Raw genomic sequence first — 12,047 nt, forward strand, 5'->3', positions numbered from 1 at the left:
AGCCAAAAGAGCCCGCATCCGCTGCGGCTTTGCCGGTGCTCAGCACCTCGCCGGCGCCCCTCGATCCCCGGTTCAGAACAAGGCTCCCGATTGCCCGGGAAACGACGGCTGCCATAGCAGTGCCCGCTGAACGGCCAAATGATCCAGACAAGCAGACAGTGGTTCCGGTGGCACCACAACCGTCGCCGACGCCGTCGGCTCAGCCAGTGGCTTCGGCTGCCTCCGATCCTGCGCCAAGAGCACCTTCCTTCGCCATAACTCCCGCCGTTTACATACCGGTCCCGCAGCCGAGGCCGGCATACCCAGAGACGCCAGCGCGTGTCGTCCGGGTGGGGATGAAGCTCGCGGCACATGGCTATGCTGACGGCGTCTACACCGGCCCCACGGCCGATGCCTACTACGGCATCATCCAGATTCAGGCTCTCGTACAGAGCGGGCAGCTTACGGCGCTGAAAGTGCTCAAATATCCCTCCGATCGCCGCACCTCTGTCAACATCAACAGGCAGGCGCTGCCCATGCTGCGTGACGAAGCGATCAGCGCCCAGAGCGCCAATGTCGACATTATTTCGGGCGCGACGCTGACCAGCAGGGCTTTCATCCAGTCGCTGCGCGGCGCGCTGAAGAAAGCGTCGTCGTAGGTCCATGCGCGACACGCGAATTTTGATGGGCATGCCCATCACGGTCGACATTGGCGGCGCGTCGGCCGATGGGTTGATCGACACGGTCTTCGGCTATTTCCAGCATATCGATCGGCGCTTCAGCACATACCGGGCCGACAGCGAGATCGCGGCCATCAACCGCGGCGACTTTCCGGTCGTCGACTGGAGTGGCGAGATGATGGAAGTGCTGGCCATTGCCAAACAGACGAAAGAGGAGACGGATGGATACTTCGATATTCGCAAGCCCGACGGTTCGATCGATCCTTCCGGCATCGTGAAGGGCTGGGCCATTCGCAACGCGGCAGCCATCATTCAGCGAAGCGGCATCAGGGATTTCTTCATCGAGGCGGGCGGCGATATCCAGTCCTGCGGCAAGAATGCATCGGGCCATGACTGGAGCGTCGGCATCCGCAATCCCTTCAACCCGGACGAAATCGTGAAGATCGTCTATCCACGCGGTCGCGGGCTGGCGACCTCCGGATCCTATGTGCGGGGCCAACACATCTACAACCCGCATGCAATTGACAGTCCGATCCAGGACATTGTCAGCCTGACCGTCATCGGCGCCGATGTGCTCGAAGCCGATCGTTTTGCCACCGCGGCCTTCGCCATGGGACGGGACGGTATTCTCTTCATCGAGCAGATGCCTGGCCTGGAGGGCTATCTCGTCGACGCCAATGGCCGCGCCACGCCGACAACCGGGTTCGGAGCCCTTTGCCTGCCATGATCAAAACCATCGACCGTTTTCTCGATCATCTGACAATGTACAGACTGGTCCTCTACTATTTGATGGCGCTGGTCGGCGCCGCGCTCGTGCTCGGCTTCGCCAAGCTCGTGCCACATGATCCGATTGCGCTCGCCTTCACGACGGCTTTGGCGCTGGCCGCCTGCTGGCTCACCAACAAGGTCTTTGCGCGGATCTTTGCAGTCCCAGCTAACAACGAGTCTGTCTACATTACCGCGCTCATCCTTGCGCTCATCCTCGATCCGGTAGCCGCCACGGACATCAAGGGAATCGCGGCGGTGGCGTTCGCCTCCGTCTGGGCGATTTCATCAAAGTTCATTCTCGCCATCGGCCGGAAGCACCTTTTCAATCCGGCTGCACTGGGCGTGGCGCTGTCTGCGTTGCTGCTCGACCAGCCAGCCACCTGGTGGGTTGGCGGCAATCTGACTCTGCTTCCACTCGTGCTCGTCGGCGGCATGCTCATTGTCCGCAAATTGCGCCGGCTTGATCTTGTATCGACTTTTGTGATCGTGGCGCTTGCGACGATTCTGGCAACCAGCGACCCATCGCAGTATCGGAGCGCACTTGCGGAGACCTTGGGTTCATCGCCGCTGCTGTTTTTTGCCTTCGTGATGCTGACCGAGCCGCTGACGGCACCGACGATGCGTTGGCCGCGCATCGCCTTTGCCGCCATGGTCGGCTTTCTCTTTGCTCCCAACATCCATATCGCCTCGTTATATTTCACGCCGGAACTGGCGCTGCTTGCCGGCAACCTGTTTGCCTATGCGGCGGGTCCCAAGGGACGCTTCGTGCTGACGCTGGAACGCATCGAGCAATCGGCCGTCGACAGCTTTGACTTCATCTTCCGCTCGCCGCGCAAGCTCGCCTTCGAGGCTGGCCAGTATCTCGAATGGACACTTGGCCTCGATCGTGCCGACAATCGCGGCAACCGACGCTTTTTCACGGTGGCCTCGGCACCGACGGAGGAAACGATCCGTCTCGGCGTCAAGTTCTACCCGCAATCAAGTGCCTTCAAGCGCGAACTGATGACCATGAAGCCAGGCAGAACGATCCACGCCGCGCAACTGGCCGGCAATTTCACGCTGCCCGCCCGGCGCGAAACCAAGATCGCGTTCCTGGCCGGAGGCATCGGCATCACGCCATTCCGGTCGATGCTGCAATATCTACTCGACCGCAAGGAGCGGCGACCGATCGTCATCCTCTACGGAACCGAGGGACAGCAGGACATCGCATATCGGGACGTGCTTGGCGCGGCCAGGCAGGAACTTGGCATCAAAACGGTCCATGCTGTGGCGCAAGGGGGCGAGCGCGGGCAGTACCCCGGCTACATCGACGAGCGCCTGATACGTCTGACTATGCCCGACTATCTCGAGCGCACCTTCTACATTTCCGGCCCGCAAGCGATGGTCAAGGCGCTGCGTCAGAAACTCCTGGCCATGGGCGTTCGCCGTTCGAAGATAAAGGTCGACTACTTCCCGGGTTTTGCCTGAAGCACGCTCAGATGTGTCGCGGCAAGGAAATGCTCACGACCAGACCCGGATCGGCGTTGGCCATGGCAAGGCGTCCGCCATAGGCTTCGACGATGTCGGAAACGATGGCCAGGCCTAAGCCGCTGCTACCGCCCTTGCTGTCGAGCTGGACGCCACGCGACAAGGCGGACTCCCTATCGGCATCAGGTATGCCTGGACCATCATCGGCGACAGTGACGACTACCTCGCCGGCGGTTGCGGAGGCATCGACACGGACTGACGACTTTGCGTAGCGGGCGGCGTTCTCGACCAGATTGCCGAGGATTTCCGACAGGTCGCCTTCGTCGATTGGCGCCATCAGATCTTCCGCGACCCCCATAGTGAAAGAAAGCTGTTTGCCGCTTGGCGTTCGTTTGACGACGGTAACGACGCCAGCCGCGACGTCCGACACCCCACAGGATGCCTTGCCCGAGACTCCGGGCGCGAGGCGGGCGCGTGCGAGCTCCCGCTCGACATGGCGGCGGATCGCGCCGGTGCTCTTCTCGATCTCCTCGGCCAGATCCGTCTCGCCTTTTTTTCTCAACGCGCGGATGTCGGCCGAAAGAACTTGCAGCGGCGTCTTGAGGCCGTGCGCCAGATCGGTAGCGCGCGAGCGCGCCCGAGCGAGAGCCTTCTCCTGGGCATCGAGAAGGCGATTGATTTCGTCAGCGAGCGGCTGCACCTCGCTCGGTGCCACCACATCGAGCCGCGCTGATCGCTGCGCAATCACGCTTCTGACGGCGACCCGCAAGGTCTCCAGCGGTGCAAGGCCGATGGTGATCTGTATGAAAAACGCGGCCATGAGAACTGCAGCTAGCATCAGGAGAGCCGGAGCGAGATCACGAACATATTCGCTTACAGATACTTCAACGGTTCGATGATCTTCCGCCACGATGGCACGGAAGGACCGGCCTCCGGCATCGATGATCGTACGCTCGACCGCAATAGTGAGTTCTCCGCCCGGACCCGTGAACTCCTCGACCGTTCGCTGCCCACCACTTGCGCTCCGGGCAGGCAGGAGCAGCTTGGCGTCCCACAATGATCGAGAACGCTCGAGGCTGCCGTTGGCGTCGTCCTCCACCTGCCAGTAGTAACCGGACAGCGGATTGGCAAACCGCGGGTCGGTCAGCACTGGGGTCACGACAAGGCGGCCATCGCTTGTGAAGGTCGTTGCGCCGATTAGCTCGTTGAGGTCGACCGTCAACTCGCCCACAACGCGCCGCTCGACGTGAAGTTCGAACAGATAGCGCAAGCCGGCGCCGGCTATGGCGAGCGCGGCAAGGATCGAGATGGTTGCCGCCAACCACAGCCGGAAGCGGATAGAGTTACCCATCAGGCGGGATCATCGGGCATCAGATACCCGAACCCGCGCCGCGTTTCGATGACGCCACTCCCGAGCTTGCGGCGCAAGCGCGCGACGATCACCTCGATCGTGTTCGGATCGCGGTCGTTGCCTGAATCGTAGAGATGCTCAGCCAGTTCGGTCGGCGCCACCACCCGCCCTGCATGATGCATCAGAAACGCCAGGAGCCGGTACTCCAGCGGCGACAGGGAAACGGGAATGCCGCGCAGCGAAATGCGCATCTGGCGCGTGTCCAGAAGCAGCGGGCCGGACCTCAGAACGGGTGCCGCCTGTCCTGCCGAGCGGCGCAGGATTGCGCGCAACCGAGCGAGCAGTTCTTCCATTTCAAAAGGCTTGGGAAGATAGTCGTCAGCACCGGAGTTGATGCCCTCGACCCGCTCCGTCCACATCCCCCTTGCGGTGAGGATCAGAACCGGAAACCGGCGGGCGTTGGCCCGCCACCGCTTCAAGATCGTGAGGCCATCGAGCTTGGGCAATCCAAGATCCAGAATCGCTGCGTCATAAGTCTCGACATCGCCCGCGAACCAGGCGGCTTCACCATCCTTTACAACATCGACCGCCATTCCGGACGCCTTGAGGGCGGTCGCGATATCGGCAGCGATACGGGGCTCGTCTTCGGCGAGGAGGATCTTCATCAGTCGCCCTCCCCATCGTGGATGACGACACCGGCACCGGCGTCGACATCGACGGTCTTTCGTCGGCCATCGGCACCGACGACCTGGAGCCGGTAGACCCATCTATTGGCGTTGCGGATGAGATCGACCGCCACGACATCGCCTGGCGCTTTGGCACGGACAACGTCGAGTATGTCGGCAAGGCCCTTGATTTCGCCGTGCTCGTACAAATCTCGTGCCCGGTCATGGTCGCCGTCATCGTCCTCGTCGGCGTGGGCAGCGAGAGGCATGGCAAGGACAAGTCCAGCGAGCCCCAGCGCCGCCAAACGCATCAACAGGCTTTTCATCGGCAAGGCATGTCGCACATTGAAGCTTTCAATTTGCTGTCAGTCATCCTCAGCCCACAGCAAGCAGAGGATCCCTATCAGGCATTGTCGCGTCCAATCATGGCCGCGCCGAGAAGGATACCAGACCATGCGCAATTCCATGCTTGTCCTTGCAGTACTTGCAGGCCTCACGATCTTTGCCCTGCCGGCGGCGGCTGAATCGGACGATGGATCATGTGGGGCGCCGTCGTCCGTTGATCCGTCCGGCCCGATCGACCTGCAGGCCATCCCGATGCAGGATGCCACCACTCCGAAAGCCATCAGGGGTGATGACGAGGCGTGTGACGACCGGCAGGGCGATGAGGCCGACGAAAACGACTAGATCTCTCGTTGCCAGTGCGTGGCCCGTCGCAGCACATAACGATCACAAATGTCGGGCCAAGGCTCGCCGTAAGGCCGGCAATTGTCCAAAGTCCCTACCAATTTCTGGAGAGTTTTCGTGGTTCCCATTCAGCATATCCACCCCATTCTTGTTCATTTTCCTATCGTCCTGATCTACACGCTTGCGGCTATCGACCTTGTGGCGCTGGCTGGCGGCAGCGCCGTCACCAGGAAATCGGGCGCCGGCACGATCTCTACTTTTGTGGCCCTGGCTGCCGGAGTGTTCGCCATCGGGACCTGGTTCTTCGGCGGTCTTGCCCTGGATCACGCCGAAGCGGCCGGCTTCAGCAGCGATATCGCAGAAATCCACGAGAGCCTGGGGGGTATCACTGCCTTTGCCTTCCTGATCTGGGGACTGGTGCGGCTCGCGCTTTGGGTACGGAATCGCGAGTTTCGGGCTGTAACGATCGCCATCCCTTTGATTGAAATCTGCGGAGCAATTCTGGTCACTGCGACGGCTTATTATGGTGGACTGCTTGTCTACGAACTTGGCGTGAATGTCGCCAGGACCGCGATCGCTGGCTAACGGAAACGCGCCCGTCACTTGCGAGCCAACCTTTGGACCATTTGCCTCGATGGCAAAATGATTCAGATCAAGGCGCTTCGTGCATGTGGAGCCTAAGAAGCCGGAGGTTTTGAGAAACTCCGGAGAGCGAACATGCAAGCCGCAGCCATAATGAGCAAGCCGGTCGTCGGCATAGACCCGTCCGCATCGATCGCCGAGGCGGCCGGGTTGATGCTCTTTAAAAAGATCAGCGGCTTTCCCGTCATTCGCGACGACGGCACCCTGGTCGGGATCGTCAGCGAGGGCGATTTCCTGCGTCGCGGGGAACTGGGCACGCAGCGCAAGCGCTCGCGCTGGCTGGAGTTTCTCGTCAGTCCCGGAAAGGCCGCCGATGAATATGCCCACGCGAACGGGCGACGGATCGAGGAGGTGATGTCGCAAGATGTCGTCACGGCACCGCCTACCGCATCGCTCGCCGAGGTCGTCGAGCTCATGACGCGTCACCATGTCAAACGCGTTCCAGTTGTCGACGCCGGGAAAGTCGTCGGCATCATCACCCGCTCTGATCTTCTGCGGGCATTGCTGAACGTCCTTCCAGATGCAACGCCTTCAGCCATCGATGACGAAGAGATTCGGCAGAACATCACGACCGAGCTGGCGACAAAGAAATGGGCCGGCAAGGACCTGATCAACGTGACGGTGAAAAACGGGGTGGTGAAACTGAGCGGTGCCATCTTCGACGAACGTGACCGCCAGGCGGCCATTGTTGCGGCCGAAAACGTCTCCGGCGTCAAAGCGGTCGAGGATGGTCTCTTCTGCGCTGATCCCGTGTCCGTCCTCCTGGTTTCTTAGTGCTGGCCGACCAACGCCGGGTTGGTGTCGCGAGCCGCTGTGCCCAGAGAGCTTGAACTTGCGTCGGAGGAAAGCTCGGCAGCGAAACAGGTGAGCGCTTACGCTTCGCTGCGCTCAGATCGCGACTAGAAGGATCAATGGCCGAAGGAGCAGCAGGGCGAATGCAACAAGCGCCGCGCCGGTAACTCTCTCTGCCATTCTTTTGCCTCCGCTGAAGCGCCGACCTAGCAACAGCCACAACGATCCTGTGGCAGCTGTCATCACAAGCAGCGTAATCCAGAAGAGTCCCAGCGCCCGCAGTTCGATGTCCATCGGCACGATAGCCAGGCAATAAATAAGGCCTTCGGGTCAGGGCACTGGTCGCCGCAACAGAAATGGCATCGCCTTTTTTGGAAACGTTAGTCTCGGCGCTCGCCACCAGGCGCAGCCCACGAATGACGGCCATCCGGCTGCAACCAGCCTCAGTATCTGAATGGCATCCGTGGACGCAGCGACAACCGGCACGCGGATGCGATCCCGTATCCGCATGCCTGAGCGGCTAAAAGTTTGATCGCATTCGCTCGTTTGACCGACCCCGCCATCAAAAGAGCGTTGGTTGGCCCTGGTGCCAGATCGTCCACCGAAGTGATAACGTCCTCAAGGCTGATCTGCTCGATGCACTACCGTTGGCCGGCTACGTGCTGCAGTCGTGCGATCAGGTCGCTGTTACGGCAATAGCCTGGCGGATTCTCGGCTTGCTGATGTTCGTCGAGCCAGGTCATGCATTCGTCCTGATGGCCGCAGGCACGGCAGCGGTTTACTGCCCGATTGGTGACTGCCGCATGGTCTGCCACGACCTTCAAATGTTTGTCGACGCCGACCGTCCGCATCATGCGACCCATCAGAGCCGTTCTGGCGTCGACCGAAATCAGGTAATCGAGAAGGCTCATATTGATCAGTCCTGCCTACTCGCCATCATTGCCATGTTGGCGGCAGGTGGCGTTGATCTCGATCAACAGGCTGTGTGGCGCAAAACCGAAGCGACAAGGCGGTCTAGAAAGGGCCGTTGGCCGGCAAGCAGGTTTGCCCGGGCCAGGTCCAGATCCAGCCATGCACTGCGATCCACCTCGGGAAATGACTGCATGCGGCCGCTGCGTCGTGGCCATTCCATCTCAAACATGTTGCTGCGCAACGTGGCGGTATCGAAATCGCCTTCCAGCGCGAAAGCAAGATTTTGCTCTTTCGCTGGCACAACTCTCCCAGATTGAGCAGGGCTCCCTTTGGCTCCCAACCTGTCTCTTCCTGGAATTCGCGCCGCGCCGCGGCTTCTGGCAGCTCGCTGTCGTCATACTCGCCCTTGGCGATGGACCAGGCGCCAAGATCGCGGCTTTGCCAGGAAGGGCCGCCCGCATGGACGAGCAGCACCTGCAGCCCATTGCTTGATCTGCGATAGGGCAGAATGCCCGCGCTTCTTTTCATCATCGCCTCAAGCCTCCCACACCGGCCTATAACCTCGAGTAGGCCGCATGAGGTTTGGAGACTCTATCGATCATCTGCCCCGCCCTCTTCCGCTGCGACTGGCGGATCTCCGGTCCAAAGAACCAACGCTTGGTCGCCTCCGAGGCCAGGAGATAAAGCGCGGTGATAGCGACAAGCCCGGCAAGCACGGGCAGTGGCAGGGGCACGAAGCCGAACCAGGCAGCAAACGGCAGATAGGGGATCGTGATCGCAACAACCCCGACAGCCAGCGTAAGCCAGGCAAGCAACGGGCTTGGACGGCTTGCCCAGAAAGCTCCGTGTGTGCGCACAATGAGCACGATCGCAAGCTCTGTCAGCAACGATTCGACAAACCAGCCGGTCTGGAAGGCAGCCGCCGTGGCGTGAGCGACGAACAGCAGGAACGCGAACGTGGCGAAATCGAACAGCGAGCTGACTAGGCCAAAGCTGATCATGAACCGCCGCACAAAACGGATGTCCCAGTGGCGCGGCCGGCGCAGCTGGTCTGGATCCACATTGTCGCTCGCGATCGCCAGAGAAGGAACGTCGGAAAGGAAATTGTTGAGCAGGATCTGCGCTGCCAGGAGCGGCAGGAAAGGCAGGAAAAGCGAGGCAATAGCCATGCTAATCATGTTGCCGAAATTGGCGCTGGTGGTGATGGAGATATACTTCATAGTGTTGGCGAATGTCTTGCGGCCGTCGTCTACGCCGCGCACCAGCACACCCAGATCCTGCTTGAGAAGGATAATGTCGGCGGCCTCGCGCGCGACATCGACAGCGGTGTCGACCGAGATGCCAATATCTGCCTCATGGAGAGCAGGCGCATCATTGATGCCATCACCCAGATAACCAACCACACGCCCCCTGCTCCGCAAGGCCTGAACGATGCGCTCCTTCTGGTTGGGATCGATTTCGACGAAGAGATCGGTGTGCTGAACACCTGCAAACAGCGCGCTCTTGGTCAATTTCGAAAGCGCCTCGCCGGTCATGATCTTGTCGGCGCGTAGGCCGACCGCCTGGGCAAGGTGCGCGGCAACGTAGCGATTGTCGCCCGAAATGACCTTTACCGCGATGCCGCGGTGGGCGAGCTCGGCAAGTGTCTCCTTGACGCCTTTCTTGGGCGGGTCAAGGAAAAGCAGGAAGCCCGCGAAGGCGAGATCGATTTCATCAGTCCTGCTAAACGTTTTCCGGGTCTCAAATCGACGGATCGCCACGCCCAGCACGCGGTAGCCGTCCGCGCTCCAGCGCCGGAATTTGTCGTCGATCGCCGCACAGTGCGTTGCATCGAGGGGCTCCAACCCCTTGGCTGTGCGGATGAAGGCGCAGATTTCGAGGACATTTTGCACGGCGCCTTTGGTGATCAGAAAGTCTTCGGCATCCTTGGTCCGCACGACAACGGATAGGCGCTTGCGGATGAAATCATAGGGAATCTCGTCGACCTTGGTGAAAGCGGCCAGTGAAGCGCCCTCGCCCGGCGAACCTGCGATCGCCTCGTCCAGCGGGTTCTTCAGTCCGGTTTGCAGGGTTGCATTGAGGCGTGCCCAAAGCAGGATATCGGTTGACGAATTGCCGTCGACATCGAGCCAACCGTCGAGGTGGATCACGCCTTCCGTCAGCGTGCCGGTCTTGTCGGTGCACAGCAGGTCCATGCTGCCCAGGTTCTCGATGGCGTCGAGACGGCGCACGATCACGCCATTGGCCGCCATGGCGCGAGCGCCTCGCGCCAGCGTCACACTGATAATGGCCGGAAGCAGTTCCGGCGTGAGGCCAACCGCCAGTGCCAGCGAAAACAAAAGCGATTCAATCAGCGGTCGGTGCAGCATCAAATTGGCGAAGAACACCAGGATGACAATCGCCAGCATGATCTCGGTCATCAGATAGCCGAACTGTCTGATCCCGCTGGCGAACCCTGTTTCCGGAATTTGTCGCTCCAGTGCCGCAGCAATCGAGGCGAATTCGGTGCGGGCCCCGGTTGCGGCCGCAAGCACGGTTGCAGTCCCGCTACGCACGGATGTGCCCGTGAAAACCGCATTGTTGCGTTGGGCGACGGAGGCATCTGGGTCAGATCGCCCCGCGGCCTTCAAGACGGGGAAGGTCTCTCCGGTCAGCACGGCCTCGCTGACATTGAAGTCTCGTGCGTCGAGGATTATGCCGTCGGCAGGAATGAGGTTTCCCGCTGATAGCCGGATGAGATCGCCCGGCACGATTTCTTCAGCGGAAACAGAGGATTCAACCCCATCTCGAAGCACGACAGCCTTGCGCGAGATGCGCTGTTTAAGGGCTTCTGTCGCTCGCGATGCTCCATATTCCTGAGTGAAGCTGAGAACGCAGCTTGCGAGCACGATCGCGCCGATGATTGCGGCCTCGTGCCCTTCGCCGACGAAGGCCGAAACGCTGGCTGCGAAGATCAGGATCAGGACAAGCGGGCTGCGGAACTGACGAGCGAACACGGTAAGCGCCGACGCGCGCGACTTCGACCCCGGCGTGTTTGCGCCATACAAGACGAGCCGTGCGGCCGCCTCGGCCCCTGCCAACCCCGACGTGACGGACGTCGCCAGGCTTCGCACCAGCTCGTCGCTGGTGATCGACCAATAGGGACCTGAGGCGGTAGCGCCGGCTTGCTGGTTCACGCCAGGGGGCACCAGGTTCGGTGCCATCAGTATGAGAGGAAGCGGTTGATGCTGCGCTCTTCGATCAGGGTGCGGGTGACGCCACCAAACGCCCATTCGCGCAAGCGGCTGTGGCCATAAGCGCCAGAGATGATCATGTCGGCACGGATAGAGCGTGCCAATGTCAACAACTGTTCGCCGTCGACTTCACCGGCTATCAGTTCGGTGTCAGCCACAATGCCGTGATGCTCGAGATAGACGGCGACATCGGCGAGGCTGTCACGAACGCTGTCGTCGCCTCTGGCCGCGATTGTAGCGACGACAACCTCATCGGCCTTGCCCAGGAAGGGCAACGCATCCGCCACCGCCCTTCGCGCCTCCCTGGTATCCTTCCAGGCAACCAGGACCGTTTTTGCGCGGATGTGTTCAACATTGTTTCCGGTGACCAGGACTGGCCGGCCGATGCCGAGCGCCAGGCTGCCGACATCGACGGCGCGAAACACATTGTCTCCCGATTCGGCGATCACGATAAGGTCGGCTACCCGGGCGAAAGTGCTTAGGAACCTGGTCGGGCTGCAGACGGCTTGTCCCCATTCGCTTGTGATCGAAGCCGGAACCAGGCTTTCAAACTCGGCACGCAATTCGGCAAGCCGCTTTTCGATCTCAGTCCGCTCGATCTGCATCACCTCGCCTTCGTAGACCATGCCTTCGCCGGTCGCGACCAAGGGCGGAACATCTGCCGCCGCCAGCCCGATGAGATGGGATCCAAAGCGCTCCGCGAGCTCGATACCCACCTTTACGATGGCGGTCGGAGGCAGATCTGCGGCGAGATTCACGATGATCGACTTGTAGGACACTGTGCGCGCCTTTCCTTGCAGCAATTCGAATGCTTCATGAATTGCATCAGCGGGCGCATGCTTCCTTGATGCGCGTCAAAGAGCTCGCCGAT

Annotated in this window: 13 protein-coding genes and 1 pseudogene; 6 read left to right on the plus strand and 8 right to left on the minus strand. The window is 60.8% G+C overall.

The annotated features are described in order from the left end of the window. Nucleotides 1-335 precede the first annotated feature (335 nt). From LB519_RS08415 to LB519_RS08425, 3 genes are read left to right on the plus strand one after another with little or no spacing between them, the layout of a single operon-like run. Nucleotides 336-638: an FMN-binding protein gene (locus LB519_RS08415; RefSeq protein WP_224619435.1), complete on the plus strand. Its 303-nt coding sequence runs from the start codon at nucleotides 336-338 to the stop codon at nucleotides 636-638. 25 nt (nucleotides 639-663) lie between these two features. Further along, complete coding sequence (locus LB519_RS08420) at nucleotides 664-1,386, plus strand: FAD:protein FMN transferase (RefSeq protein ID WP_224619445.1); 723 nt, start codon at nucleotides 664-666, stop codon at nucleotides 1,384-1,386. Then, a complete protein-coding gene (locus tag LB519_RS08425) occupies nucleotides 1,383-2,894 on the plus strand; it encodes an RnfABCDGE type electron transport complex subunit D (protein ID WP_127366133.1) in 1,512 nt (503 codons plus the stop codon). The genes LB519_RS08420 and LB519_RS08425 overlap by 4 nt, the downstream gene beginning before the upstream one ends. 7 nt (nucleotides 2,895-2,901) lie before the next feature. Here the strand turns inward: LB519_RS08425 and LB519_RS08430 are convergent, their stop codons facing one another. The 3 genes from LB519_RS08430 to LB519_RS08440 all read right to left on the minus strand — a co-directional run bounded on the left by LB519_RS08430 (nucleotide 2,902) and on the right by LB519_RS08440 (nucleotide 5,221). Next, nucleotides 2,902-4,164: a sensor histidine kinase gene (locus LB519_RS08430; RefSeq protein WP_224619447.1), complete on the minus strand. Its 1,263-nt coding sequence runs from the start codon at nucleotides 4,162-4,164 to the stop codon at nucleotides 2,902-2,904. 80 nt (nucleotides 4,165-4,244) lie between these two features. Further along, entirely contained in the window at nucleotides 4,245-4,910 is a 666-nt protein-coding gene (locus LB519_RS08435; protein ID WP_127371637.1) for a response regulator transcription factor, read from the minus strand. Next, the gene (locus tag LB519_RS08440; RefSeq protein WP_224619663.1) at nucleotides 4,910-5,221 is read right to left on the minus strand and encodes a PepSY domain-containing protein; all 312 of its coding nucleotides are present in this window, start codon (nucleotides 5,219-5,221) and stop codon (nucleotides 4,910-4,912) included. Before LB519_RS08440 ends, LB519_RS08435 begins: the two co-directional genes overlap by 1 nt. A 142-nt stretch (nucleotides 5,222-5,363) precedes the next feature. On the opposite strand from LB519_RS08440, the gene LB519_RS08445 reads away from it, so the two are divergent. The 3 genes from LB519_RS08445 to LB519_RS08455 all read left to right on the plus strand — a co-directional run bounded on the left by LB519_RS08445 (nucleotide 5,364) and on the right by LB519_RS08455 (nucleotide 7,013). Beyond that, entirely contained in the window at nucleotides 5,364-5,597 is a 234-nt protein-coding gene (locus LB519_RS08445) for a hypothetical protein (RefSeq protein ID WP_127366130.1), read from the plus strand. Between the two features lie 117 nt (nucleotides 5,598-5,714). Then, entirely contained in the window at nucleotides 5,715-6,182 is a 468-nt protein-coding gene (locus LB519_RS08450) for a DUF2231 domain-containing protein (protein WP_127366129.1), read from the plus strand. 132 nt (nucleotides 6,183-6,314) lie between these two features. Beyond that, the gene (locus tag LB519_RS08455; protein WP_224619450.1) at nucleotides 6,315-7,013 is read left to right on the plus strand and encodes a CBS domain-containing protein; all 699 of its coding nucleotides are present in this window, start codon (nucleotides 6,315-6,317) and stop codon (nucleotides 7,011-7,013) included. A gap of 114 nt (nucleotides 7,014-7,127) precedes the next feature. Here the strand turns inward: LB519_RS08455 and LB519_RS08460 are convergent, their stop codons facing one another. The 5 genes and pseudogenes from LB519_RS08460 to LB519_RS08480 all read right to left on the minus strand — a co-directional run bounded on the left by LB519_RS08460 (nucleotide 7,128) and on the right by LB519_RS08480 (nucleotide 11,955). Further along, nucleotides 7,128-7,325: a hypothetical protein gene (locus LB519_RS08460; RefSeq protein ID WP_224619451.1), complete on the minus strand. Its 198-nt coding sequence runs from the start codon at nucleotides 7,323-7,325 to the stop codon at nucleotides 7,128-7,130. A gap of 347 nt (nucleotides 7,326-7,672) precedes the next feature. Beyond that, the gene (locus LB519_RS08465) at nucleotides 7,673-7,942 is read right to left on the minus strand and encodes a DUF6455 family protein (RefSeq protein ID WP_127366127.1); all 270 of its coding nucleotides are present in this window, start codon (nucleotides 7,940-7,942) and stop codon (nucleotides 7,673-7,675) included. Between the two features lie 62 nt (nucleotides 7,943-8,004). Next, nucleotides 8,005-8,474, minus strand: a pseudogene (locus LB519_RS08470) (NUDIX domain-containing protein). 23 nt (nucleotides 8,475-8,497) lie between these two features. Further along, nucleotides 8,498-11,146: a magnesium-translocating P-type ATPase gene (gene mgtA / locus LB519_RS08475; RefSeq protein ID WP_224619453.1), complete on the minus strand. Its 2,649-nt coding sequence runs from the start codon at nucleotides 11,144-11,146 to the stop codon at nucleotides 8,498-8,500. Further along, the gene (locus tag LB519_RS08480) at nucleotides 11,146-11,955 is read right to left on the minus strand and encodes a universal stress protein (RefSeq protein WP_127367698.1); all 810 of its coding nucleotides are present in this window, start codon (nucleotides 11,953-11,955) and stop codon (nucleotides 11,146-11,148) included. The genes mgtA and LB519_RS08480 overlap by 1 nt, the downstream gene beginning before the upstream one ends. Between the last annotated feature and the right edge of the window lie 92 nt (nucleotides 11,956-12,047).

Origin of the sequence: Mesorhizobium sp. AD1-1, assembly GCF_020164655.1 — a bacterium.
GTDB classification, from domain to species: domain Bacteria; phylum Pseudomonadota; class Alphaproteobacteria; order Rhizobiales; family Rhizobiaceae; genus Mesorhizobium; species Mesorhizobium ciceri.

Coding starts and splice junctions, on each gene's coding strand:
- LB519_RS08425 (WP_127366133.1), top strand. CDS start 1,383: ATGATCAAAACCATCGACCGTTTTCTCGATCATCTGACAATGTACAGA.
- LB519_RS08460 (WP_224619451.1), bottom strand. CDS start 7,325: ATGGACATCGAACTGCGGGCGCTGGGACTCTTCTGGATTACGCTGCTT.
- LB519_RS08415 (WP_224619435.1), top strand. CDS start 336: ATGAAGCTCGCGGCACATGGCTATGCTGACGGCGTCTACACCGGCCCC.
- LB519_RS08445 (WP_127366130.1), top strand. CDS start 5,364: ATGCGCAATTCCATGCTTGTCCTTGCAGTACTTGCAGGCCTCACGATC.
- mgtA (WP_224619453.1), bottom strand. CDS start 11,146: ATGGCACCGAACCTGGTGCCCCCTGGCGTGAACCAGCAAGCCGGCGCT.
- LB519_RS08435 (WP_127371637.1), bottom strand. CDS start 4,910: ATGAAGATCCTCCTCGCCGAAGACGAGCCCCGTATCGCTGCCGATATC.
- LB519_RS08455 (WP_224619450.1), top strand. CDS start 6,315: ATGCAAGCCGCAGCCATAATGAGCAAGCCGGTCGTCGGCATAGACCCG.
- LB519_RS08465 (WP_127366127.1), bottom strand. CDS start 7,942: ATGAGCCTTCTCGATTACCTGATTTCGGTCGACGCCAGAACGGCTCTG.
- LB519_RS08440 (WP_224619663.1), bottom strand. CDS start 5,221: ATGCGTTTGGCGGCGCTGGGGCTCGCTGGACTTGTCCTTGCCATGCCT.
- LB519_RS08420 (WP_224619445.1), top strand. CDS start 664: ATGGGCATGCCCATCACGGTCGACATTGGCGGCGCGTCGGCCGATGGG.